This window comes from Ancylobacter pratisalsi (assembly GCF_010669125.1).
Lineage (GTDB): Bacteria > Pseudomonadota > Alphaproteobacteria > Rhizobiales > Xanthobacteraceae > Ancylobacter > Ancylobacter pratisalsi.
On record NZ_CP048630.1, the window covers coordinates 3,652,042 to 3,676,284 of the forward strand.

Below are 24,243 nucleotides of genomic sequence, written 5' to 3' on the forward strand. Positions count from 1 at the left end.
TCACTGCCCGGCAGCGGCGCTCCCGGCGACCAGCACGGGCTTGTCGCGATAGAGCGCGGGATAGAGCCGCTTCAGGTTCTCGATCTTCGGCAGGTCGTTGATGACGATGTAGGGATAGGTCGGATTCCGCGTCAGGAAGTCCTGATGATAGGCCTCGGCAGGGTAGAATGACTGGCCCGGCTCGATGCGGGTGACGATCCGGGCGTCGAACAGCTTCGCCTTGCCGAGCTGGTCGATATAGGCCTTCGCGATGCGCGCCTGCGCGTCCGTGGAGGGAAATACCGCCGAGCGGTACTGCGTGCCCCGGTCCGGCCCCTGCCGGTTGAGCTGGGTGGGGTCATGGGCAACGGAAAAATAGATCTGCAGGATCTGCCCGTAGCTCACCTTGCGCGGATCGAAGGTGACCTTGACCGATTCCGCGTGTCCGGTGCTGCCGTAGCTCACCTTGTTGTAGGTCGCGCTGTCCTTGTCGCCGCCGGCATAGCCGGAGACGGCGCTGGTCACGCCATCGACGTGCTGAAACACCCCCTGCACCCCCCAGAAGCACCCTCCGGCCAGCACGGCGACCTCGCTGCCGGCCGAACTCGTCTCGTCCAGTGCCGGCGGGGGAAGGGCGATGCCCTCCTGCGCGAGGGCGGGTGCGGCAAGGGCCAGCCCCGCGAGCACGAGCAGAGCGCCACCGGCGCGCCGGAGCGCGGGGAAGGGCATGGAAACGGATGTCATCGTGTCTCTCCGAGGTTCAGCCGAAGACGAGGCCATGGGAGGCAGGGCAAGCAAGGCATTTCGGAACGGCGGCGCGAGGCCGTCAGGCCGTCGCCGGCGCGAAGCTCAGGGCGACGCCGTTCATGCAGTAGCGCAGCCCGGTCGGCTTCGGCCCGTCGGGAAAGACATGGCCCAGATGCCCGCCGCACTGGGCGCAGTGCACCGCGGTGCGTGTCATGCCCCAGCCGCCGTCGCGCGTTTCTCCCACCGCTCCGAGCAGCGGGGCCCAGAAGCTCGGCCAGCCGGTGCCGCTGTCGAACTTGGTGGACGAGGCGAACAGCGCGTTGTCGCAGCCGGCGCAGGCGAAGGTGCCGCGCCGGTGCTCGTCGTTGAGAGGGCTGGAAAACGGGCGCTCGGTGCCATCCCGCCGCAGCACCGCGTATTGCTGCGGCGTCAGGCGCTCGCGCCATTGCGCATCGGACAGCGAGACGGGAAACGGCTCCGCCTTCGCGGCTCGGGCGGTGTCGGTGGAGGAAAGATCGAGCGCGGCAAGCCCGGCGGCACCGAGGCCGGCCGTGCCGTACAGCAGGGCAAGACGTCGTGTCAGCATGTGCGTGGCTCCTTCGGTCCTGGCCGCCCTGTGCGCCGGCGGCATCCATTCCTACGTTTCTTCGCTGCGTTGGGGTCAAATGTTACACTGTCCCCCTCACATCGCGTTGCCCGCGCCACGGATCTCCCGATCCCGGCGACACGGGCAGGGACACGGGCGGGGATAGGGGAAGGACGCTCCGGCCGGCCCGGCTATTCCACCCGACCCGCGTTTTTTCGTCCGCCATGGCGTGGCCCGGCGCCGAAAAGGCGCGTCGATCTGGGAAAAAGGCGCCGCCATGGGGAATAAAATCGGCGGGTCTGGTGTCTTGCCTGTTCGGGCGCGGTGCTTCCGGAAGCGTGCCCGCCTGGGGAATTGCCATGACCATTGAAATGGTCCGCGCCATCGAACCGCTGATACCCGCGCTGAGGCGCTATGCGCGCGCCCTGCTGGCAAACCGGGCGGATGCCGACGATCTGGTGCAGGACTGTCTGGAGCGCGCGGTCAGCCGCTGGCACCAGCGCCGGCCGGACAGCGAGCCGCGCCCGTGGCTGTTTGCGATCCTGCACAACCTCGCCATGACCCGGCTACGCCGCGCCTCCTCGCGCCCGCGATCCGCTTCCATCGACGAGACCGGCGAGCTGGAATTCGCCCGCCCGGCCACGCAGGAAGACGCGCTGCGCCACGCCGAGCTTCTGCGCGCGCTGGCACAGCTGCCGGAAGACCAGCGCGCCGTGCTGCTGCTGGTCGCCGTGGAGGAACTGTCCTACGCCGAAGCCGCGACCGCGCTGGACATTCCCATCGGCACGGTGATGTCCCGGCTGTCGCGCGCGCGTGCGCGCCTGCACACGCTGCTATCGGCCGAGCCGGCGCGCGCACCCGTAAGCCCGCCCCTGCGGAGAGTGAAATGACCCGGCGCCCGATCACCGAAGACGATCTCAACGCCCATGTCGACGACAGGCTGCCGGGCGAACGGCGCGCGGAGGTCGACGCCTATCTGGGCGCGCACCCGGAAGCGTCGGCGCGCCTCGCGGCCTATCGCACGGAGCGGGACCTGCTGCGCGGCGCCCTTGCCCCGATCGCCGACGAGCCGCTGCCGCCCGAGCTGGACCTTGTGCGCATGATCGAGCGTCGCCGTCCGGCGGGCGTGCCGCGCTGGGCAATGGCTGCCGCCGCCGTGTTTCTCGTCGCCCTGGGCGGTGCGGGCGGCTGGAGCCTAAGGCAGATGCAGGAGGGCCCGCGCATGGCGGGTGCCGCCGGGCTTGAGACGCTCGGCCGGGAGGCCGCCGCGAGCTACGCCGTCTACGCGCCCGATCATATGCGGCCGGTGGAAATCCGCGCCCAGGATCGCGACAAGCTGCTGGCGTGGATTTCCCAGCGGGTAGGGCGTCCGCTGGCGATCCCCGATCTTGCCGACGCCGGCTACCGGCTTATGGGCGGACGGGTGGTGGCGACCGAGCATGGCCCGGCGGCGCTGTTCATGTATGACGATGACAAGGGCACGCGGCTGGTGGTGCTGGCGCGGCCGATGGCCAGTTCCACGCCGGGCGCGCCGATGACCGCGCATGCGGGCGGCGGAATCAACGGGTTCAGCTGGAGCGATGATGGGCTGGGCTTCAGCCTCGTTGGCGCGGCCGCGCCGGAAACACTGCATCCGCTTGCCGATGAGGCGCGCCGGCAGTTGCGCGGGGCAGCCTGACGCGCGGGCGCGCTGCACGCCGGACGGGCGGAAGGGCCGGGCCGGCGGACGTCCGTATGAAGGATGTACCGCGAAGGGGCGCATGCGGCGGTGCCGCCAGGCGGCAGCCGGGCCATTTCTCAGGCACCTGCGCAAGCACCACCGGCGCGCCGGGTTTTACCGGGGCGCTCGGTGTGCTCGAACTCAGGCGGGCTGAAAGCCGTACTACTTGTCGCTCATCGAAGGCGCAGGAGCCGACTGGCCGGGGCGCGGGGCGCGGGCCGGCATGGGCTTCTTCTTCGGCGCGGCGATCAGGCCGTCGCGGATCGCCTGCTTGCGGGCGGCCTTGCGGGCCCGACGAACAGCTTCGGCATCCTCGCGGTTGCGGCGCTCAGAGGGCTTCTCATAGGCGCGGCGGGCCTTCATTTCCCGGAACACGCCTTCCCGCTGCATCTTCTTCTTCAGCACTCTCAAGGCTTGGTCGACGTTATTATCGCGAACGAGAACCTGCAATTCGTATCCAATCACATGCAGCCGGTTAGCAGGCTGCCAATTCAAGATGTCTGTCGGAATTGACGGACATGGCGGTCTATATAGTCCCTTGACCGGAAATTGGAAGTCGATAAGCCCGGATAGGACATCATTCGGCGCGACCGCTCGGCCGTGGGTACAGTTCTTGCGGCGCCCGGTTCAACTTCAGGTCTTATTGGCTGAAAGCGGTTCTTTTGCAGCTCTTTTATTGGATGCCATAGGTACAGCGATGGTGTTCGCGCCCCACGCGTGCCGCCGTCCTATCGCGCGCCGTCAGTCGCGCAGGCTGCGATAGGTGCCCTGAAGCGTCTCGAAGGCCGCGAAACGGCGCTGGTGCCACGCACGGGTCTGTGAGTCGGGCGCGTAGATGACCTCGATCTCGGACATTGAGGACATCGCCGTGGCGAGGCTGTCATAGCGGCCGGCGGCAAAGGCGCCCAGAACGGCCGAACCCAGCAGCACCGGCTCGGGGGCGCTGACAGCGGCGATGTTCACATCGGCCGCGTCGGCCAGCACCTGGCGCACCAGCGGGCTCTGTCCCGCGCCGCCGGAGACCAGCACGGTGTCGGTCCGCACGCCCTTGGCGGCCTGCGCGATCAGGATCTGCCGCAGCCCGTAGCCGATGCCGGCGAGGCCGGCCATGTAGAGCCCCACAAGGCTGTCGATGTCCTCGTCCATCCCCAGCCCGGCAATGATGCCGCGCGCCAGATGGTCGGCGAAGGGAGCGCGGTTGCCGAGGAATTCCGGCACCACGTGCAGCGTGCCGGCCAGTGTCTCGATCGCGGCCGCCCCGCCGGCGGCGGTGGCATGGTCGGCCAGCCAGACGCTGAGATTCCGGTTCTCTTGCCGCGCCAGTTCCATCGCCTCGGGTGCCGCCGGATGCAGGCGCACAAGGCGGTCGATGGCGGCGCCGGCGGCGGACTGGCCGCCCTCATTGAGCCAGAACTCCGGCATCATCGCCGAGAAATAGGGGCCCCAGACGCCGGGCACGAACACTGGCTCGGCGGTGGTCAGCAGCGTGCAGGCGGAGGTGCCGAACACATAGGCCATGCGGTTCAGCACGCCGTCGCTGCCCCCGCGCGCGCCCACGGTGCCGATGCCGCCGGCATGGGCGTCGATCAGCCCTGCCGCGACCGCGGTGCCGGGGGCAAGGCCAAGCGCGTCGGCCGCCGTCTTCGTCAGGCCCGCGCCGAGCGGCGTGCCGGGAGCGACGATCTCGGTGCCGATCCGCGTGAAGCCCTCATCGGCGAGCGTGCCCAGCCCGATGCGGCGGAAATAGTCCTCGTTCCACCGCTGTTCATGGGCGAGGTAGGTCCATTTGCAGGTGACGGTGCAGACCGAGCGGGTGAGGCTCCCCGTGGCCTTCCAGGTCAGGAAGTCGGCGAGGTCGAGGAACTGCCAGGCGCCGTTGAAGCTGTCCGGCAGCTCTTCGCTCAGCCACAACAGCTTGGGGGTTTCCATCTCGGGCGAAATGGTGCCGCCGACATAGTCGAGCACGGGGCTGCCCAGCGCGTTGATGCGATCCGCCTGCCCGGTGGCGCGGTGGTCCATCCAGACGATGACGTTGCGCGCCGGGTCGTTGTGCCGGCCGACCGGCAGCGGCTGTCCATCCGCGCCGAGCACCACGAGCGAGCAGGTGGCGTCGAAGCCGATGCCCTTGACGTCGCCGGCCGCCACACCCGCCTTCGCGACGGCTTCCCGCACGCAGGCGCAGATGCACGACCAGATGTCGTCGCTGGACTGCTCGACGATATCGCCCGGTTCCTTCCAGATGCGAATGTCCCGCTTGGCGACGGAGAGCTGTGTGCCGTCACCATCAAAGATACCGGCGCGCACGCTGCCCGTGCCGACGTCGATTCCCGCGAAACACTCGCTCATGGTCTAAAGGTCCGTTCCGTTCGGCAGGATCACCAGGTCCCGTATGGTGACGTTACGCGGCCGGGTCAGCATGAAGATGACGCTGTCGGCCACTTCCTTTGCTTCCATCAGCGCGCCGGATGCAAGCGCCTCGTCCAGCTTGGCCTGCGGCCAGTCCTTGATCAGGGCGGTCACCACCGGGCCCGGCAGCACCGCACCCACGCGCACGCCATCCTTCGCCACCTGCCGGCGCACGGTGTGGACGAAGGCCTGCACGGCGAATTTCGAGGCGGTGTAGATCGGTTCCCACACCACCGGCACCACGCCGGCGATCGAGGAGGTGAAGATCACGTCGCCGGTCTTGCGCGCCACCATGTGCGGCAGCACCGCCTGCACGGTGCGGAACGCGGCGTTGATGTTGAGGTTCAGCACGCGGTCCCACACATCGGGATCGCCCTCCACCACCTCGCCGCCGATATAGGCGCCGGCATTGGCGTGGAAGATGTCGAGCTGGCCGCAGCTTTCCAGTATGCGCGGCATCATGGTGGCGACGCTGGCGGGGTCGAGCAGGTCGACCACCAGCGGCACCGCCTTCTCGCCGAGTTCGGCGCAGATCGTCGCCAGCTGGTCCCCCGCGCGGTCGACCAGGACGACGCGCGCGCCTTCGTCCAGCATCGCGCGGGCGCATTCCAGGCCGATGCCCGATGCCGCGCCGGTGATGGCGGCGACCTTGCCCTGAAGCCTGCTACCCATGTCGGTCCTCAAGTGGTTCTTCATGTGAGGGGGCCCCGGCCCGCGAGGCAGCGAGCCGGGGCCGGGAACGGTTCGACGGCATGTTCAGCCGGGCATCACGATCTGCAGCTTCACGTCGTCGGGCAGGCCCTTCGCCGCGCGCTCGAACGCCTCGATGCTGCGCTCGAAGTCGAAGGTTTCCGAAATCAGCGGCTTGAGGTCGACCTTGCCGGAGGCGATGAGGTTCACCGCGCGGTCGAAATTGTTGGCATAGCGGAACACGGTCTCGATCCGGGCTTCCTTGATGATCGATGCCGCGACGTCGAACTTCGTCGGTTCGACGGGCATGCCGATCAGCACCAGCGCGCCGCCGGGGCGGACGATGTCGAAGATGCCCTCATAGGCGCGCGGGCTGCCGCTGGCCTCGAACACCACATCCGCGCCCCAGCCCTCGGTCTCCTCGGCGACCACGTCAGCGAGCGAGCGCTCGGTGATGTTCACCGGGTGGATGCCGGCATACTGGCCGGCGATGGCGAGCTTGGGCGCGCTGTGGTCGGAGATGTAGACCCGCGAGCATCCGCCGGCCAGCGCGGCCAGCGCGGTCATGATGCCGATCGGGCCGCAGCCGATCACGGCCGCCACGTCGCCGGGGGTGATGCGCGCGCGCGTCGCCGCCTGCAGGCCGACCGCGAACGGCTCGACCATCGCGCCCTCGGCGAAGGACACGTTGTCGGGCAGCTTGTAGGTGAACGCGGCGGGGTGGACGACCTCGGGCGTGAGCACGCCATGGATCGGGGGCGTGGCCCAGAAGCGCACGTCGGGATCGACATTGTAGATGCCGAGCTTGGTGGCGCGCGAGTTCATGTTCGGCACGCCCGGCTCCATGCAGACCCGGTCGCCGACCTTGATGTTCTTCACATTCGCGCCGACGGCCGTCACCACGCCGGCCGCCTCGTGGCCAAGCACCATGGGTGCGCGCACCACGAAGGACCCGATGGCGCCGTGGGTGTAATAATGAACGTCGCTGCCGCACACGCCGACCGTGTGGATGGCGATCTTGACGTCGTCCGGGCCGACATTGAGCGGAAGTTCGATGTCGCGAAGGGAGAGCTCGCCCTTCTTTTCGAGAACCAGTGCCTGCACCATGGGAGTGTCCTGTTGGCTGCCGTCGTCGGTCGGGCTCTAGAGAGCGAGGCCGGCGGCGTCGAAGAGATAGATGTGGCGCGGGTCGATGCCAAGATTGAGCGGATCGCCCGACGCGATGTCCGGCCGTCCATGGGAGAGCGCAATCACCGGATCCTCGTCGCCCTGGGCGTAGAGCTGCGTCGAACCGCCGAGATTCTCGGCGAAATCGAGGGTCAGCGAGAGCACCGGCTGGGCGGCGCCGACGGTCAGGTGCTCGGGGCGCATGCCCACCGTCACCGTGTCGCCGACCTTGACGCGCCCCGTGGAGGGCGTGTCGACCGCCAGCTTGCCGCCGGCAAACATGGTGTGTTCGAGCAGCAGCTGGCCGCCCGCGACCGAGGCCACCTTGGCGTTGATGAAGTTCATCTTCGGCGAGCCGATGAAGCCGGCCACGAACGTGTTGGCGGGCTTGTCGTACAGCTCGGTCGGCGAGCCGATCTGCTCCACCAGGCCTGCGCGCAGCACCACGATGCGGTCGGCGAGCGTCATCGCCTCCACCTGGTCATGGGTGACATAGACCATGGTGGCACCGAGGCTGCGATGCAGCCGGGCGATCTCGACGCGCATCTGCGAGCGCAGTTCGGCATCGAGATTCGACAGCGGCTCGTCGAACAGGAACAGCTTGGGGTGGCGCACGATGGAGCGCCCGATGGCCACGCGCTGGCGCTGGCCGCCGGAGAGCGCGCGCGGCTTGCGGTCGAGCAGCGCCTCAAGCTGGAGGATGCGCGCCGCCTCATTGACCTGCGCCTTGATCTCGGCCTCCGGCTTCTTGGCCATGCGCAGGCCGAACGCCATGTTCTCGAACACGTTCATATGCGGGTAGAGCGCGTAGGACTGGAACACCATCGAGACCTCGCGCTTGGCGGGCTCCTCATAGGTGACCTCGCGATCGTCGATGTACAGGTGCCCGGAGCTGACATCCTCCAGCCCCGCGATCATGCGCAGCAGCGTGGACTTGCCGCAGCCCGACGGGCCGACGAACACCACGAACTCGCCCTTGGTCGCGCTGAAGCTGACGCCCTTGATGACAGGCACGTCGGCATAGGTCTTCTTGATGTTGTCCAGTCGCAGGAATGTCATCGGCTTCAAACTCCAGAAAGGGCCGGCCCGCCGAGCAAACCGCCAGCAGGTTCGCCCATCGGTCCATCATGCGTGCCGCCGCCGGTCAGTTTTCCAGCAGCGCGGCGGCGCATCGCTCGTCAGTCACAAATCGCTTCACATATCCCGCCCGGAGGATCGCCCGGACGATTGGCACCTTGTAGAGACCGCCGGAGGCCAGGATCGAGTAGCGCACCGGGGTCAGTTCATGGGGCGCCAGCGAGAGCACGCGCTCATTGAGCGGGTGGTCCACCGGCCGGCCCTCGGCATCGAGAAACACGCCGAGCAGGTCCCCGACCGCGCCGGCGGCGCGCAGGCTGTCGAGGTTCTCGTCGACGGTCTGGGTCTGCACCAGCAGCGAGCGGGCCGTCATGTCGCCGCAGGACAGCAGCGCCACGTCCACCGCCCGCGCCCGGCGCATGGTCTCGCGTATGCCGTGATGGGAGAGCAGCATGGTGCGGCTCTCGGGTGTGGGGAAATAGAGCGGGGCGGCCAGATAGTAGCATTCGGCCGACATCGCCCGCGCATAGCCGGTGGCGACCTCGAAGGTGCTGGAACCGGAGCCGCGCGTCAGCCCGCCCATCACCGAGGTCACCCAGCTCTGGGTCATCGGCCGTGCCGTGACGCGCTTGAGGCCGGCAGCGAGCGTCTTGCCCCAGCCCACGCCGACGCCCATGCCGTTCTCCAGCAGCGTGTCGAGCAGGGCACCGGCCGCCTCGCCGATGACGCGCTGCTGCTCCGCTTCGTCCGGCAGGGCGGGCACCACCGTCACCGCGTCAAGGCCGAAGCGCTCCTTCAGCCGCTGCTCGGCTTCCACGCAATCGGCCATCGGCAGGCGGATGTCGATGAAGACGGAGCCGTCGGAGCGGACCTGGCCGAGTATCTTGTTGATCCGCAGCCGGGTCAGCCCGAGCTGGTCGGCAATGTCCTGCTGGGTCAGGCCGCCGATGAAGTAGAGCCAGGCCACGCGTGCGCGGATCTGCGCCGCCTCGATCTCCTGAGACCCCGTCAGCCTGCCCCGTTCGCGCCCGCCGCCATTCATGCCGTTCCCCCTCCTCAGACGAAGGCCTGTCTGAGAAGCGCCGAGCTGGCCTCGAGCGCTTTCAGAATCGACATGTCATCATGTTCGAAGGGGTAGAACACTTCGAGGAATACCGGGGCCGGGGCGATGCCGGTCGCCCGCAGCAGCTTCGCCGCCTCCAGGGGGTCGACCTTGCCGGGGACGGCGAAGTCCCAATGCCGGTCGAGCACGAAGTCGGTCTGCTGGATGTGAACGGCCGTGATGACGTCGGCCAGCTCGCGGAACCACGGCTCCATAGCGCCCTCGCCGGGCCCGTAGAGCGGCTCGAAGGTTCCGTGTCCCCAGTCGGGGCACAGCCGCCACGGCACCGCGCTGCCCGCCACATCGTTCATCATCTGCCGCGCCTGCGCGATGGTCCACGGCCATTCGCGGCGCAGCGGGGTGGGCTCGACATAAAGTTCGCTCAGGCCTTCCGCGCCCGCCCGCGCGCCCAGCCGGTGCATGCGCGCGATCAGCTCGGCATAGTCGGCGGGCTCGATCGCCTCCGCCTCGGTGCCGTCGAGCCGCGAGGCGATGGCCCCGAGCGGGCCGCCCACGCGCGGGATTCCCGCCATCGCGGCAAAGCGATAGGCGCGCCCGAGCCATTCCTCCGCATAGTCGCGCACCGCCGGGTCGGGATGCAGCAGCTGGTTGAAGGTGTAGTGCGCCAGCCCGATGAAGGCGCTGTGGATGGTGATCCCGCTCGCCTGCGCCTCGCGGCGGACGGCGCCGGCGTGGCGCTCCAGCACCGCGTCGGGCCACATCGGGTCGACGAGGTCGAAGGAGAACTGCACCAGATCGAGGCCCAGCCGCTCGCGTACCACGCGGGTCCACAGCTCCGGGCTCACCCAGCGCTTCACGCAGAAGCCCAGATTGATGCCGAAGGGGATTGGCGCGGCCGCCTCGCTCACTTGGTCGCTCCCATCGTCAGGCCGCGCACCATGTGGCGCGACACGATGAGCGCGAAGATCGTGACCGGCAGCACGATGACCGTGCCGGTGGCCATGATCTTGCCCCAGGGCAGCTCGTAGCCGGACATGAAGCTGGTCGCGACCACCGGGGCGGTCTGCACGTTGCGGCGCGTCAGCACCAGCGCGTAGAGCAACTCGTTCCACGAGAAGATGAACGAGAAGATCGCCGACACCGCGATGCCCGGCGCGCCGAGCGGAAGGTAGATCTTGCGGAAGATGATGAACTGGTTGGCCCCGTCCAGCCGCGCCGCCTGTTCCAGATCGGACGGGATCGACTTGAACTGGTCGGTGCAGATCCACACCACGATCGGCAGGTTGAAGGTGAGATAGATCAGGATCAGCACCAGATGGGTGTCGAGCAGCCCCACCTGGATCGCCAGCAGGTACACCGGCAGCGCCAGCACGATCGGGCTGATCATGCGGTTCGAGATGAACCAGAACCACAGGTCCGACTTGCCGCGGAAGTCATAGCGCGCCAGCGCGAACGCGGCCGGCGCGCCGAGCAGCACCGCGAGCACGGTCGAGCTGGTCGCCACGATCAGCGAATTGATGATCGCCCCGCTGACCTTGGTGTCGGCGAAGATGTCGGCGTAGTTCTGCAGCGTCGGCGTGAACACCCACACCGGCGGCGAGGCGAGGATGTCGGCCTGGGTTTTGAAGCTCGCCGCCACCATCCAGTAGAACGGGAACAGCGAGAACAGCACCACTGCGGTGAGGCCGACGGCGTGAAGGAGCTTGCCGGACGAGAGTCGCATCAGTGCACCTCGCGGTAGAACAGGCGGATGTAGAGCCGGCTGATGATGATGGTGATGATCAGGAGCAGGATCGCCTGCGCCGAGGCGGTGCCCAGGTCGAAGATGCGGAAGCCCACGCGCTGGATGTAGATCGAGATCAGGTCGGTCGCCGAGCCGGGCCCGCCGCGCGTCATCACGAAGACCATGTCGAACAGCTTCAGTACGTCGGCCGAGCGCAGGATCATCACCGCCGTCAGGCCGGGCAGGAGATAGGGCAGCTGGACATAGCGCAGCAGCGCGAGCTTGGAGGACGTCTCCAGCCGTGCCGCTTCCTCGATCTCGCCGGGCACCATGGAGAGGCCGGCGAGGAAGATCAGCGCGCAGAACGGCGTCCACTGCCAGATGTCCATGATGGCGATGGCCGCGAAGGCGCCGGTCGGCGAGCTGAGCCAGTCGATCTTCCCGACGCCGATGGCCTCGAACAGCTGGTTGGCGACGCCGAAGTCGCGGTTGAAGATCAGTCGCCCGATCAGGCCGACCACCGCATAGGTGGTGGCGAGCGGCACCACCAGGGTCACGCGGGCCAGCGACTTCAAGAGCCCCATGCCCGGCTTGTGCAGCAGCAGCGCGATGATCAGCCCGAGCATGATCTGGATCGGCAGCACGGTGACGTAGAACTGCGCGGTGAGGAACAGCGAGGACCAGAAGGTGCTGTCGGTCAGCACCGAGATGTAGTTCTCGAAGCCGATGAAGGGAAAGCCGTCGCGCGGACGGGTGATGTTGTAGCGCCGGAACGAGGTCACCAGCGCGAAAATGGTCGGGTAGATGCCGATCAGGAGCAGGGCGAGCACGGCCGGCGCCAGAAACCACGCCGGCGTCCAGCGGCCGTAACCTCGGTTGGGTCTCGTGGGAGCTTCACTCATGGCGCGGTCCTAGTGGCAGTGTCTGGAAGGGCAGGCGGGCAGGCAGCGGCCGGCCCGGGTCACTCCAGATTGGTATGGTTGGCCCGCATCCGGGCGGGCGGCACGTCCAGCCGGTCGCGAAGGCTGAGTATCAGGATCTCGAACAGCACGTAGAGCGCGCCCTCATAGAGCGAGCCCATCGGCAGAACCGAGGCGGCGGCCGTCCCCTGGTCGCTCGCCATGGTCTGGGCCGGCACGGTGAGCACGAGGTCGGCCTGCGCGGCGGCGGCTCCCTTGGGCTCGGCGGTCACCACCAGGGTGCGGGCGCCGCTGGCACGGGCCACGCCCAGCAGCGCGGAAACGGTGGAGAAGTCGCCGGGTCCGGCGGAGACGACCAGCAGGTCGCCAGGGCCGACCGGCGGGGTCGTCATGTCGCCCACCACCGCGGCCTTCAGGCCGAGATGGAACAGGCGCATGGCGAGGCCCTTGATCTGCAGTCCCTCGCGCCCGACGCCATAGAGCGCGATGCGCCCGGCGGCGGCGATCTCGGCGACGGCGGCGTCGAACTCATCGCCGCGCACCTTGTCGAGGCAGACACGGATTTCGTCCAGCGCCTTGCCGTGGAGAGGGGTCATGTTTTGCATCCCGGCAGTCATCAGGCAAAGCCGTGGTCAGGAAGAAAAACGGGCGGATGCCGGATCGCGGGTTCCGTCATCCGCCCGGAGAGACCGGCGGCACCGAGTAAGACCAGGGGCGCCGCCGGCTTCAACTCACTGGAGAAGCTTCTTCTTCCCGTCGTAATAGCCTTCCTTGCCGAGGATCTCTTCCATGCGGGTGCCGATTTCCTTGGCGCCACCTTCGACGGTGACTTCACCCAGCATCATCTTGGAACCCCATTCGGCGACGACCTCGGAGATCGCGGGCCAGGCCGGGAAGCGGGGACGATACTCCGGCACGCCGGCCTGCCACGAGGCGACCATCGGCTCGACGAACTTGTACTTCGCCTTGATTTCCGGGTCGTTGTAGACGGCCATGCGGCCCGAGACGCCACCGGCCTCGACATAGTCCTTGGCGATGTCCTCGGAGGTCGCCCACTGGATGAACAGCCAGGTGGCCTTCTGCTGCTCCGGGCTCGCCTGAGCGGCGACGGCCAGCGAGAAGCCGCCCAGGGCGGGCAGGCGGCCGGCGGGGCCGGCGGGCTCGGGCGCCACGGCGAGGCAGTCGCCGAGCTTGGAGGTCGCGGGGTCGGCAAGCGTGGAGTAGAAGGCCGACCACTCGGTGATCATCGCCACCTGGCCCTGGGCCAGCGCGTTGACCGCCTCGGCGTGATCGAAGCTGACATCACCCGGAGGCATGTACTTCATCAGGTCCTGGCGGAACTGGAGGCCGGCCTGGCTTTCCTTGCTCAGCAGGTTGGACTTGAACTCGGCGTTCAGCAGCGAGCCGCCGAAGGGCCACAGGAAGCGCATGAAGCTGTCGGCCGACTGGGTCTCGCCGCGGCGCGACTGCAGGGCATAGGCATACTGGTTCTTCGAAGCGTCGGTCAGCTGGGGACCGTACACGTTCATCAGCTCGTCCCAGGTCGCCGGCGGCTTGTCGAAGCCCGCTTCCTTGAGCTTGCAGGAATTGTAGAACAGCAGGCCGGAATAGTTGTCGAAGGGCAGGCCGTAGACTTGGCCGCCCCAGGAACCGAACGCTTCCAGCAGCAGCGGGAAGAAGCCGTCGAGCTTGAGGTTCGGGTCGGTGATCGCCTTGTCCTTCGCGAGGTCGTCGACCGGCACCAGCCAGCCGTTCTCCGCGAACTCGCCGATCCACACCAGGTCGACCAGCGCCATGGTGTAGTCACCCTGCGAGGTGAAGTTCAGCACTTCCTTTTCGCGGGCGTTCTCGTAGGGAACGATCTCGTAGTTCACCTTGATGCCGGTCCTCTTCTCAAACTCGGGAATGAGCTTGATGATCGCGCGGTAGCCCGGACGATCGAGAAAGATGCCGCTGATCTCGGTGCCCTTCAGCGGCTTGGCGGCGTCTTCGAGCCAGTCGGCCATCGCCGCGACCGGCATGGTTGCGGTCGCGGCCGCAACGGCGGCGACGCTGGCGCAGATTCTCAATGCACGCTTCATTTTTTCCTCCTGAGATGGCTCAGCGCCACGGTTTGGGCGAGGCCGACATCCGGGCGGTTGAACCGCCTCTCGCATTCTTGGCCGACGGCCACGGAAGGGACTTTTCTTCCCACTCCCTCCGCAGCGTCGACAACACGTTCCAAGACCACCTCAACACCGGGGCTTCCGGAGAAGCCTGTCCCGCGATGTCTCGGCGGCCTCGCCGCTTGGTGCTGAAATCGATACATTTGTAATCTCAAATATGCAATAGCATCACGAAACAGGTAACGTGGCCGATGAGCCGCAATTAAAAAACGGGAGGCGCGTGAGGATGGCATCGGAACAGAACGGTGAAGCCGACCCGCTCCATGACCGCGTGGCCGTTGCCGAAGGACTGGCGCGGGCGGCGGGCGCGAAGGCGCGCGACTTCTTCCTCAACCGCGGCGTGCTGCATCCTGAGCTGAAATCGGCGTCGCAGGACCTTGTCAGCGAGGCGGATCGTTCGATCGAGGCGTGGCTACGTCTTTCAATTCACGAGCATTTTCCCACCGACGGCATTGTCGGCGAAGAAGAGGCCGCCACCGAGGGAACATCGGGTTTCGTCTGGGTCATCGATCCCATCGACGGCACCATGCCGTTCCTGGTCGGCCAGCCGAACTGGACCGTCTCCATCGGCATTGCCCGCGATCGCCAGCCCGTCGCCGGTGTCATCTTCGCGCCGATGATGGACGAGCTGTATTTGGCTGTGGAAGGCGGCGGGGCGTGGCTGAACGGCGTTCGCCTCACCATGAACCAGGAGTGGACCGTCGCGTCGACGACCACGGGCTTCGGCGCCACGCAGAAGGCCGATCCCAAGGACGTCGGCGCCTTCGTCGAAGCGCTCTATCGCGAGGGCGGGGTGGTGTTTCGGGTCGGCTCCGGCGCGCTCATGCTGGCCTATGTGGCGGCCAACCGGCTCGCGGGCTATTACGATCCGACGCTGTTCTGCTGGGATTGCTGGGCCGGCATCGCGCTCGTGCGCGAGGCGGGCGGGGTGGTGACGTTTGACGGCGAACTGGACCGGCCCGGTCCGATGTGGGCCGGAAATGCCCGCGTTCACGACGATCTGGTCCGCCTCAGCCGTCGGCCGACCTGAGTAGCAAACGCGCGCCCGCTCCTCGTCACGGGGGCGAATTGACCATGGCGCGCAGCATCTCCTTGTCGGCGTCCATCGTCATCTCCGTCTCCGCCCTTTCAAGCGCGAGGCGGGACTGGTGGCGCGCCGCCTCCCGGAACGCGGTATCGCCGACCTGGCTCAGCGCGCGCAGCGCCTTCTGCAGCCGCATCTGCACCTCGATCTGGCGGGCGCCGTCGCGGGCGACCAGCCGGAACGCGTCATCGAAGAGATCGGCGGTGTCCAGCGCCGGCACATGGACGCGTGGATACCTGACCTCGATCTCCTCCGCCTTGGTCTCTCCCTCGGCCCAGAGGATGAGCAGCCGGGCACAGCGGCCGATCACGTCGATCGCGGTTCCCGGATCGTTGACCGCGGGTGACAGCGCCCGCATCGCGATCTCGCTGAGGACCGCGAGGCCGAATCGCGGGTCCTGGTCGAAGCTGCGTTCGTGTCCGATCGAAACCGCACGGCGTACCCTGTCGAGCGCGGCCTCGAATGCGTCCTCATCGTCCTCATCACCCTCACTGGCCTTCCGATCGACCACATGCGCCAGCGGTGTGTCGGGGTAGACGAAGGCGCCCGGAACGACCGCCAGGAAGATGTCGGAGTCCAGCATTTCGGCGCAGTCGGCGATCTCCGCCACGTCGATATGCTCGACATATCCGGTCGCCTCCGCGCGCACCGCCGGAGAGGTCTCCGGAAGGGCGATCTTCGAGCGCAGGGGCACACCGCCAAGGCAGGGATGGGTGAGGCGCGAGTTGATCGCGGAGAGAGTGACGGCCTCAACCCGCTCGGTGGTTTCGCCGACCCGGCCAAGTCTGGTGAGGTGGTCGATCCACCCCATCAGCGTTCCCACCACAAGCATGATGACGGCGATGGTGACGATGAACAGCACCACGCGTCCCTGCGGCCCATAGGCTCCCGCCTTCAGCACGATGATGCCTACGATGCTGAAAATAAAGGATCCGATGAAGGTGGAGAGAACGTTCTGCGTGGTGCGGTCCTGCATCAGCAGCTTGGTGGCGCGCGGCGTCACATTGCTGGTCGCCGCCCCGAATGCCGAGGTCATGACGCTGATCGAGAAGGTGGTCACGGCGAGCATGCTGGAGGCGATGATGGAGAGAATGCTGTCGACCGCGTCGGCACCCATGTCGAACGCCAGCGGCTCGGGAAAGAACCGTTCCGCCAGCGTCGCGAGGACCGCCGCGCCCACGCCCAACGCGCCGATCAGCGTGGCCCGCAGCCAAAGGCGCCGGGCCAACTGGCGGAAAATCCATTGCCATCTCGACATTGCGGCTCGCCCACCCCTCGCTCTGTACCGGGACTACGCCCCGCAGGCTGCGGGGTTCCAAACCAGAGCCCGGCCACGCTATTCTGCCGCCATGCGCGGCGTCCACCATATCGCGATCATCTGCTCCGACTATGATCGCTCCCGGCATTTTTACGTGGAGGTGCTTGGCCTTGGCGTCCTCCATGAGGCGTATCGAGCCGAGCGGCAATCGTGGAAGTGCGACCTCGACGCGGGAAACGCACGCATCGAACTGTTTTCCTTTCCCACCCCACCACCGCGCCCCAGTCGGCCGGAAGCCTGCGGATTGCGCCATCTCGCCTTCGCGACCGAGGACATCGAGGCCGACATCGGGCGTCTCACGAGCCTGGGGATCGCCGTCGACGAGCTTCGAACCGATCCCTTCACGGGACGGCGTTTCACCTTCTTCGCCGACCCTGACGGGCTGCCGCTGGAACTCTATGAGCACAGCGAGGGTGCGTGAGGCGGCCAGGGCCGGGCTACTATTGCCGCGAAGATCTCGCCGCGAGGCCGGCGCTCCACGCTTGGCAGGCATGAAGTCAATTGCGCCCTAGCCCCCGAATGTTACATTTCACGCGAGATGTTGGAATATTCGGCCGAGACGGCGCTTCGCGCGGTGATCGGCCAAGCGGCTTCGGCCGGGGAATTCATAATGGTCGACGAGACCGAGACGTGGGCGGGCCAGCGGGCAACAGGCAGGTTGCCGCGCGACGAGAGATCGTCGAGCGATGCTGCGTTGGCGCGGGACGACAAATCGCCGGATCGGACCCGTCAGCGCCACTGGCATGGCCGGCGGCGTGATGGAGCGCGGGCCGACAATGGCGGCGGCGGTAGCCCGCGCAATAATGACCCGTGCTACGCGGCGCTGGATCTCGGCACGAATAACTGCCGCCTGCTCGTGGCTCGCCCGACGGCCAGCGGCTTTCGCGTGATTGATGCGTTCTCGCGAATCGTACGGCTGGGCGAGGGACTGATCTGCTCCGGCAAGCTCGGCGACGCCGCGATGACGCGTGCCGTCGACGCGCTCGCCGTATGTGCTGCCAAGATCGGCGCGCGCAACATCGCGGACAGTCGTCTGATCGCCACGGAGGCCTGCCGTTCCGCAACGAACGGCGCCGACTTCATCAACCGCGTTGCCGAGCAGACCGGGCTGAAGCTCGAAATCGTCGACCGTGAGACGGAGGCACGGCTTGCAGCGGCCGGCTGTACGCCCTTGGTCGATCCCTATTCGGACGGTGCCGTGCTGTTCGACATCGGCGGCGGGTCGACCGAAGTGGTTTGGCTCGACCGTGTCGAGACAAGGGACGGTGGGCCGCCCGCCGCGATCATCCGTGCCTGGGTGTCGGTGCCGCTCGGGGTCGTTACCGTGGCCGAACGCCACGGCGGCGTGAAAGTCACGCGCGCCGATTTCGAGGCGATGGTCAACGAGTTCAGCCCGCATCTTGACGGTTTCGTCAAAGCCGTGGGGCCCCATGATTGCGGCAGGCTGCATCTTCTGGGTACGTCCGGCACCGTTACCACAATTGCGGGCGTTCATCTCGACCTGCCGCGTTACGACCGCTCGCAGGTGGACGGCACATGGCTCGGTGCCGAACAGGTCCGCGTTGTGGTAGACCGGCTCCTCGACATGCCCTTCTCCGAGCGCGCGGCCAATCCCTGTATCGGTATTGAGCGCGCTGACCTCGTGCTTGCGGGATGTGCGATCCTCGAAGCGGTGCGCCGGGCGTTCCCGTGCGACCGCCTGCGCGTCGCCGATCGCGGTCTGCGGGAGGGCATATTGGTAGAATTGATGCGTGCGGATGGCGTTTGGCGCCGCCACGCTGGAGTGACGACGTGATCGACAAGCCGGAAGCCAGCAAGGGTGGTGAATCCCGCCCACTGAAGGTGCGCCTGAAGAAAGCGCGTTCGCTGAGTTCTTCTTCGCAAAAGTGGCTCCAGCGTCAGCTGAATGATCCTTATGTCGCTCGTGCGAAGCGCGAGGGGTGGCGCTCGCGCGCCGCCTTCAAGCTCATCGAGATCGACGACAAGATGAAGTTCCTGAAGCCGGGCGCGCGGGTGGTTGACCTCGGCGCCGCGCCGGGGGGCTGGAGCCAGGTCGCGGCCAAGCGCATCAAGGCGGAAGACGGCGGTGGCCATGTGGTCGCGATCGACCTGCTTGAGATCGACCCGGTCACGGGGGTCGACTTCGTCCAGATGGACTTCCTCGCGGATGACGCGCCGGATCGTCTGAAGGAAATGCTGGGTGGCGAAGCGGATGTCGTGATGTCGGACATGGCGGCAAACACGACCGGCCACCGGGCCACGGACCATCTGCGTATCGTCGGTCTGGTCGAGCTCGCCATTGATTTCGCGGGGCAGGTTTTGGCGCCGGGCGGGGCTTTCGTCGCCAAGGTGTTCCAGGGGGGCACCGAGGGCTCGTTGCTGGCCGAACTGAAGCGCAATTTCGCGACGGTGAAACATGTGAAGCCACAGGCCAGCCGAGCGGATTCGGCTGAGCTCTATGTGGTTGCCATGGGGTTTCGGGGCCGGTCTTCCGTCAGCGGTGACGACCTGGACGCCTGATCAGGCGGCGCTGCCCATCTCTCCGGGCGGTTCCGCGGGCGCTGAAGGTTTCTCGCGGCGTCGGGCAAGTGCCGCGCCCGCATCCGCCGGCAGCCGCATGAAGAAGAACGCCGAGCACATCGCGATCAACCCGACAATGGCGAAAGCGACGCTGAAATCCTCGACTTGGATCGCGCCGTCGCCCCGCCAGCTGCGCATGCCATCGAGTACCAGGGCGCCCACCGCGACACCGGTCGAAATTGCCACCTGCTGCGCCACGCTGGCGAAGCTGGTCGCCCGGCTCATCGCCTCGTTCGAAATGTCGGCATAGGACAGCGCATTGGTGCTGGTGAATTGCAGCGAACGGAAGAACCCGCCCAGCAGCAGGACGCCGACCATCAGCGCATAGGGCATGCCGGGGCGGAACAGGGCAGAGGACGCGACGAAGGCTGCCGCGATGAAGCAGTTCACCACCAGTACCCGCCGGAAGCCGAACATGCGGATGATGGGCGCTGCGGTGAACTTCATCGTCATCGCGCCCAAGGCGGAGGCAAAGGTGATCATCCCCGAAGCGAAGGGCGTGAGCCCGAAGCCGAGCTGCAGCATCAGCGGCAGCAGGAAAGGTATCGCCCCGATACCGACACGGAACAGGGACGCACCGATGACGCCGGCGAAGAAGGTGGGGACCTTGAGCAGCGTCAAATCGAGAATGGGCCGCGGCGTGCCGCGCGCGTGGCGCACATAGAAGAACATCGCCACCGCGCCGACGGCGATCACCGACAGGGCGATCCACCACGCCACCGCGTGCTGGCCGAGCAGTGCGAAGCCGAAAATCAGGCCAGCAAGGCCGACTCCCGAGAGCGCCATGCCGTGAAAATCGAAGGCGCCGACGTCGTCTTCGCGAATATCGGGAATGAAGCGCGTCGCCAGCGTGATGCCCAGCAGGCCGATCGGAATATTCAGGAAGAAGATCAGTCGCCAGTCGAAATAGGTGGTGATGAACCCGCCGATCGGCGGTCCGACAACGGGGCCGAGCAACGCCGGCACGGTGAGCCAGGCAAGGGCTGAAACGATACCTTCCTTCGGCACGGTGCGCAGAATCACCAGTCGCCCGACCGGCACCATCATGGCCCCGCCCATGCCCTGGATGATTCTGAAGAGCACGAAATCGGGCAGTGAATGCGCGAGCCCACACAGTATGGAGCCCGCCGTGAACACGATGATGGCGGCGCGGAATACGGTGCGCGAGCCGAACCTGTCGGCGAACCAGCCGCTGGCGGGGATGAATACCGCAAGACTCAGGAGATAGGAGGTCAGCGCCAGTTTCAGGGCGATCGGGTCCTCGTGCATGTCGGCGGCAATGGCCGGCAGCGAGGTGGCGATCACAGTCGAATCAAGCTGTTCCATGAACAGCGCGCAGGCGACGATGAGTGGAACGAGACGTTCAGGGCGCACGGCGAGGACCTGTTTCGATCGGACGCGACCGATCACCGGGCTATTAACGCCGATGGCGCATTCGGACGATGTCAAAATGCACACAAATCCGTCATCAGGTGGGGACGATGATCGCGTTGGGCGACGCGGATCGGCATTGCGTGCAACACAGAGCAAGACTTCTAGGAAAGCGCATCGCACCATGGTAAGAGCCCTCGCCAACTCGTAGCGGAGCCGCTGTACCAAGGCTGGCTCCGTTCCGTTCATCCATCCATCGGGCATGACGGAGACCTCTCCGCACGCCCTTATCGGGAGTTGGCGATGTCGGTTCGTGACGGCCTCGCGCGGGAAGCGCTTACCTTCGACGACGTGCTGCTCAAGCCTGGCCTGTCCGATGTGATGCCGGGCGAGGTGGATATTTCCTCGCGCGTCACTCGGACGATCTCTCTCAATCTTCCGATCCTGTCCTCCGCGATGGACACCGTCACCGAGGGTCGTCTTGCGATCGCGATGGCACAGGCCGGCGGTCTCGGCATCATCCACCGAAATCTCGAGCCGGAAGTTCAGGCTGAGCATGTGCGGATGGTCAAGAAGTTCGAGAGCGGCATGGTGGTGAATCCCGTCACCATCCATCCCGACCAGAAGCTCGCCGATGCACTGGCGCTGATGAAGGCTCACGGCATTTCCGGCATTCCGGTGGTGGAACGTGGCGCGAATGGCCGTAACGGCAAGCTGGTGGGTATTCTGACCAACCGCGACGTGCGCTTCGCCACCAATCCCGCTCAGCCGGTCTCCGAACTGATGACCAAGGACCGGCTCGTCACTGTCCACGAGAGCGTGGAGCAGGGCGAAGCCAAGCGCCTTCTGCATCAGTTCCGCATCGAAAAGCTGCTCGTGGTCGACAATGAGCAGCGCTGCGTCGGCCTCATCACCGTCAAGGATATGGAAAAGGCGGTTGCCTACCCCAACGCCACCAAGGACGAGCAGGGCCGCCTGCGCGCCGGGGCGGCGACCACGGTGGGTGAAGATGGCTATCACCGTACCGAGCTGCTCATCGATGCGGGTGTCGACCTTGTGGTGGTCGACACGGCTCATGGCCATTCGCGCAAGGTGCTGGACCAGGTGAGCCGCATCAAGCAGCTCTCCAACAAGGTGCAGATTCTGGCGGGCAATGTCGCGACGGCGGAAGGCGCCCGTGCGCTGATCGATGCCGGTGCGGACGCGGTCAAGGTCGGTATCGGGCCTGGGTCAATCTGCACCACGCGCATCGTCGCCGGTGTCGGCGTGCCGCAGCTCACCGCCATTCTTGACGCGGTTGAAGAGGCACAGAAGAGCGACACGCCCGTGATCGCGGATGGCGGCATCAAGTATTCCGGCGACCTCGCCAAGGCTCTGGCCGCCGGTGCCTCCTGCGCGATGATCGGTTCGCTGCTCGCGGGCACGGATGAAAGCCCGGGCGAGGTCTACCTCTATCAGGGACGCTCCTATAAGTCGTATCGCGGTATGGGCTCGGTAGGGGCCATGGCGCGCGGCTCGGCTGATCGCTATTTCCAGGCCGAGGTGAAGGACACGCTGAAGCTCGTGCCGGAAGGCATTGAGGGGCAGGTGCCTTACAAGGGGCCGGTGAACGGCGTGTTGCATCAGCTGGCCGGCGGCCTTCGCGCGGCGATGGGCTATGTCGGTGGCGGCACGCTTGAGGAGTACCGAGAGAAGGCACAGTTCGTGCGCATCTCCGGCGCCTCCTTGCGCGAGAGCCACGTCCACGACGTGATCATCACGCGCGAGAGCCCGAACTATCCCGCGGGGGGCTGAGGCCCCTCGGCGCTGTTCCGGTCCGCCCCTCGAAGAGAGCCCGTACCATGTCGATTCCCGCTATATTGCTTCCGGTTTTCGTGCAGGTCGCGCTCGCCTTCGTTCTCCTGATCCATCTGGGCGCCGTGCGCGCCTCGGCAATTCGGGCCGGGGGGGTGGATGAGAAGCGCGTGGTTCTCGACGACACGGGGTGGCCGGTCAATGTGAGGCAGGTAAGCAATTGCCTGCGCAATCAGTTCGAATTCCCGGTGCTGTTTTATGCACTGGTGGCATTTGCGCTGATCACGCGGCAGGCGGACCTGCCCTTTGTGGTGCTGTCCTGGATCTTCGTGCTCAGCCGCCTCGTCCATGCGGCGGTGCACGTCACCAGCAATAATGTCCGGTTGCGTTTCCCCGCCTTTGCTCTCGGCGTGCTGGCGCTGCTCATCATGTGGATGCTGTTCGCCATCGGCATCCTGTTCTCGCCGGTCATGCCGTGAAGGAAAAACTGTGACACCCACCGCCCGCATCTCCGCAGCCATCGAGGTTGTCGCCAGCATTCTTGCCGACCGCCGGCCTGCCGCGGAAGTGCTGACCGAATGGGGGCGGGGCCATCGCTTCGCGGGTTCGGGTGACCGCGCGGCACTGTCCTCGCTGGTCTATGACACGCTGCGCCGGCGGGCCTCGTCGGCCTGGCTGATGGCCGAGGAAACGCCGCGCGCGCTCGTGCTCGGCATGCTCAAGCTTGGCCGTGGGCTCGATGCCCAAGCCATTGGCCAGCTGTGCGACGGCAGTCGCTTCGCGCCGGCCCCGCTGTCCGATGCCGAAGCTGCCCGCCTTGGCAATGCCACGCTGGAGGATGCTCCCGCCCATGTGCGCGGCGACTATCCCGAATGGCTCGACGCCTCCCTCGCCGCCGTGTTCGGCGAAGGACGGGCGCAGGAGGGAGCTGCGCTGGCCGACCGCGCGCCTCTCGACCTCCGGGTGAACACGCTCAAGGCGGACGTTGCCAAGGCGATGCAGCAGCTTGATCACCTCGCGCCGATACACGGCGTATGGTCTCCCCTCGCGCTGCGGATCGCCCCGAATGCCGATGGCAAGGCGCCGCCGCTGACGTCGGAGCCGGCCTATCTGAAGGGCATGGTGGAAATTCAGGACGAAGGCTCGCAACTCGCCGCGATCCTCTCCGCCCCGGCGCGCGGCGCCCAGGTGCTTGACCTGTGCGCGGGAGGCGGCGGCAAGACCCTGGCTCTTGCCGCGCTGATGGACAATGCCGGTCAGCTTTATGCCTATGACGACGATCTACGTCGCCTCGCGCCGATCCACGAGCGGATCCAGCGCGCGGGGGCGCACAACGTCCAGGTCCGTTCGCCGAAGGGGAAGGGCAGGGCGGGCGTCGACGTGCTTGAGGATCTCACCGGCCGCATGGATCTCGTCCTCATCGACGCGCCCTGCACCGGCACCGGAACATGGCGGCGGAACCCCGACGCCAAGTGGCGGATGCGCCCCGGTGCGCTTGCCGAGCGGATGAAGGACCAGGCCGAGATTCTCGAAGCGGCGGAACGCTTCGTAAAGCCCGGCGGGCGGCTTGCCTACATCACCTGTTCGCTTCTTGACGAGGAGAATGTCGGGCAGGTGCGTGCGTTCCTCGACCGCCATGCCGATTTTCATGTCATCCCGCCGGTCGATGTTGTGCTCGCACTCGGCGAACGCGGCATTGCCCTTCGCGAGGCGGCGCTGGAGCGGCCCGAGGGCCTGCTGTTGACGCCGCTGCGCACCGGTACCGACGGCTTCTTCGTCAGCATCATGGTGCGCGACGCCTGAGCCTTGTATGAACCCACACATCGCCCGATCTGCCCGCGAGATAGAGCCGA

Annotated in this window: 24 protein-coding genes; 9 read left to right on the forward strand and 15 right to left on the reverse strand. The window is 66.7% G+C overall.

The features are described 5' to 3' along the window. Both msrA and msrB read right to left on the reverse strand, forming a co-directional pair. Positions 1-723, reverse strand: a complete 723-nt coding sequence (gene msrA, locus G3A50_RS17105) for a peptide-methionine (S)-S-oxide reductase MsrA (RefSeq protein ID WP_246251807.1) — start codon at positions 721-723, stop codon at positions 1-3. An 82-nt stretch (positions 724-805) separates the two neighbouring features. Next, positions 806-1,312: a peptide-methionine (R)-S-oxide reductase MsrB gene (msrB, locus tag G3A50_RS17110; RefSeq protein ID WP_163076380.1), complete on the reverse strand. Its 507-nt coding sequence runs from the start codon at positions 1,310-1,312 to the stop codon at positions 806-808. Between the two features lie 359 nt (positions 1,313-1,671). On the opposite strand from msrB, the gene G3A50_RS17115 reads away from it, so the two are divergent. Continuing rightward, positions 1,672-2,202 (forward strand): sigma-70 family RNA polymerase sigma factor, encoded by a 531-nt coding sequence (locus tag G3A50_RS17115; RefSeq protein WP_246251809.1) that lies wholly within the window; start codon positions 1,672-1,674, stop codon positions 2,200-2,202. Next, positions 2,199-2,990 carry an anti-sigma factor family protein gene (locus G3A50_RS17120; protein WP_163076381.1) on the forward strand — a complete coding sequence of 264 codons (792 nt, stop codon included), beginning with the start codon at positions 2,199-2,201 and terminating at the stop codon, positions 2,988-2,990. The genes G3A50_RS17115 and G3A50_RS17120 overlap by 4 nt, the downstream gene beginning before the upstream one ends. A gap of 204 nt (positions 2,991-3,194) precedes the next feature. On the opposite strand, the gene rpsU is transcribed toward G3A50_RS17120, so the two are convergent. The 11 genes from rpsU to G3A50_RS17175 form a co-directional block, all read right to left on the reverse strand. Continuing rightward, the gene (gene rpsU, locus G3A50_RS17125) at positions 3,195-3,482 is read right to left on the reverse strand and encodes a 30S ribosomal protein S21 (protein ID WP_163076382.1); all 288 of its coding nucleotides are present in this window, start codon (positions 3,480-3,482) and stop codon (positions 3,195-3,197) included. A 291-nt stretch (positions 3,483-3,773) separates the two neighbouring features. Continuing rightward, complete coding sequence (locus G3A50_RS17130) at positions 3,774-5,378, reverse strand: FGGY-family carbohydrate kinase (protein ID WP_163076383.1); 1,605 nt, start codon at positions 5,376-5,378, stop codon at positions 3,774-3,776. A gap of 3 nt (positions 5,379-5,381) precedes the next feature. Then, positions 5,382-6,110, reverse strand: a complete 729-nt coding sequence (locus tag G3A50_RS17135; protein ID WP_163076384.1) for an SDR family oxidoreductase — start codon at positions 6,108-6,110, stop codon at positions 5,382-5,384. An 84-nt stretch (positions 6,111-6,194) separates the two neighbouring features. Beyond that, a complete protein-coding gene (locus G3A50_RS17140) occupies positions 6,195-7,232 on the reverse strand; it encodes an NAD(P)-dependent alcohol dehydrogenase (protein ID WP_210255325.1) in 1,038 nt (345 codons plus the stop codon). Positions 7,233-7,271: 39 nt separating this feature from the next. Next, the gene (locus G3A50_RS17145) at positions 7,272-8,354 is read right to left on the reverse strand and encodes an ABC transporter ATP-binding protein (protein ID WP_163076386.1); all 1,083 of its coding nucleotides are present in this window, start codon (positions 8,352-8,354) and stop codon (positions 7,272-7,274) included. 85 nt (positions 8,355-8,439) lie between these two features. Then, positions 8,440-9,414, reverse strand: a complete 975-nt coding sequence (locus tag G3A50_RS17150) for a sugar-binding transcriptional regulator (RefSeq protein ID WP_163076387.1) — start codon at positions 9,412-9,414, stop codon at positions 8,440-8,442. 14 nt (positions 9,415-9,428) lie between these two features. Then, positions 9,429-10,343: a sugar phosphate isomerase/epimerase family protein gene (locus G3A50_RS17155; protein ID WP_163076388.1), complete on the reverse strand. Its 915-nt coding sequence runs from the start codon at positions 10,341-10,343 to the stop codon at positions 9,429-9,431. Continuing rightward, entirely contained in the window at positions 10,340-11,158 is an 819-nt protein-coding gene (locus G3A50_RS17160; protein ID WP_163076389.1) for a carbohydrate ABC transporter permease, read from the reverse strand. Before G3A50_RS17160 ends, G3A50_RS17155 begins: the two co-directional genes overlap by 4 nt. Continuing rightward, positions 11,158-12,060 carry a carbohydrate ABC transporter permease gene (locus tag G3A50_RS17165; protein ID WP_163076390.1) on the reverse strand — a complete coding sequence of 301 codons (903 nt, stop codon included), beginning with the start codon at positions 12,058-12,060 and terminating at the stop codon, positions 11,158-11,160. The genes G3A50_RS17160 and G3A50_RS17165 overlap by 1 nt, the downstream gene beginning before the upstream one ends. 59 nt (positions 12,061-12,119) lie before the next feature. Further along, entirely contained in the window at positions 12,120-12,674 is a 555-nt protein-coding gene (locus G3A50_RS17170; RefSeq protein WP_163076391.1) for an SIS domain-containing protein, read from the reverse strand. A gap of 135 nt (positions 12,675-12,809) precedes the next feature. Then, the gene (locus tag G3A50_RS17175) at positions 12,810-14,159 is read right to left on the reverse strand and encodes an ABC transporter substrate-binding protein (RefSeq protein ID WP_163076392.1); all 1,350 of its coding nucleotides are present in this window, start codon (positions 14,157-14,159) and stop codon (positions 12,810-12,812) included. Between the two features lie 310 nt (positions 14,160-14,469). Here G3A50_RS17175 and G3A50_RS17180 point away from each other — a divergent pair, with 310 nt between their 5' ends. Next, the gene (locus G3A50_RS17180) at positions 14,470-15,273 is read left to right on the forward strand and encodes an inositol monophosphatase family protein (protein WP_163076393.1); all 804 of its coding nucleotides are present in this window, start codon (positions 14,470-14,472) and stop codon (positions 15,271-15,273) included. 25 nt (positions 15,274-15,298) lie between these two features. Here G3A50_RS17180 and G3A50_RS17185 read toward each other — a convergent pair whose 3' ends face one another. Beyond that, positions 15,299-16,585, reverse strand: coding sequence for a DUF2254 domain-containing protein (locus G3A50_RS17185; protein WP_163076394.1), 1,287 nt, complete (start codon positions 16,583-16,585; stop codon positions 15,299-15,301). Positions 16,586-16,676: 91 nt separating this feature from the next. On the opposite strand from G3A50_RS17185, the gene gloA2 reads away from it, so the two are divergent. The 3 genes from gloA2 (at position 16,677) to G3A50_RS17200 (ending at position 19,165) form a co-directional block, all read left to right on the forward strand. Beyond that, positions 16,677-17,066 (forward strand): SMU1112c/YaeR family gloxylase I-like metalloprotein, encoded by a 390-nt coding sequence (gloA2, locus tag G3A50_RS17190; protein WP_163076395.1) that lies wholly within the window; start codon positions 16,677-16,679, stop codon positions 17,064-17,066. Between the two features lie 189 nt (positions 17,067-17,255). Continuing rightward, positions 17,256-18,440: a Ppx/GppA phosphatase family protein gene (locus tag G3A50_RS17195; protein WP_163076396.1), complete on the forward strand. Its 1,185-nt coding sequence runs from the start codon at positions 17,256-17,258 to the stop codon at positions 18,438-18,440. Then, a complete protein-coding gene (locus tag G3A50_RS17200; RefSeq protein WP_163076397.1) occupies positions 18,437-19,165 on the forward strand; it encodes an RlmE family RNA methyltransferase in 729 nt (242 codons plus the stop codon). Before G3A50_RS17195 ends, G3A50_RS17200 begins: the two co-directional genes overlap by 4 nt. Here G3A50_RS17200 and G3A50_RS17205 read toward each other — a convergent pair whose 3' ends face one another. Then, complete coding sequence (locus tag G3A50_RS17205; protein ID WP_163076398.1) at positions 19,166-20,599, reverse strand: MFS transporter; 1,434 nt, start codon at positions 20,597-20,599, stop codon at positions 19,166-19,168. 300 nt (positions 20,600-20,899) lie between these two features. Between G3A50_RS17205 and guaB the strand changes: the two genes are divergently transcribed. The 3 genes from guaB to G3A50_RS17220 are packed head-to-tail and all read left to right on the forward strand — an operon-like array spanning position 20,900 to position 24,193. After that, entirely contained in the window at positions 20,900-22,390 is a 1,491-nt protein-coding gene (guaB, locus tag G3A50_RS17210) for an IMP dehydrogenase (protein WP_163076399.1), read from the forward strand. Positions 22,391-22,437: 47 nt separating this feature from the next. Next, on the forward strand, positions 22,438-22,869 hold the full coding sequence (locus tag G3A50_RS17215; RefSeq protein ID WP_163076400.1) for an MAPEG family protein: 432 nt from the start codon (positions 22,438-22,440) through the stop codon (positions 22,867-22,869). A 10-nt stretch (positions 22,870-22,879) separates the two neighbouring features. Further along, positions 22,880-24,193 (forward strand): RsmB/NOP family class I SAM-dependent RNA methyltransferase, encoded by a 1,314-nt coding sequence (locus tag G3A50_RS17220; protein WP_163076401.1) that lies wholly within the window; start codon positions 22,880-22,882, stop codon positions 24,191-24,193. The last annotated feature ends 50 nt before the right edge of the window (positions 24,194-24,243 follow it).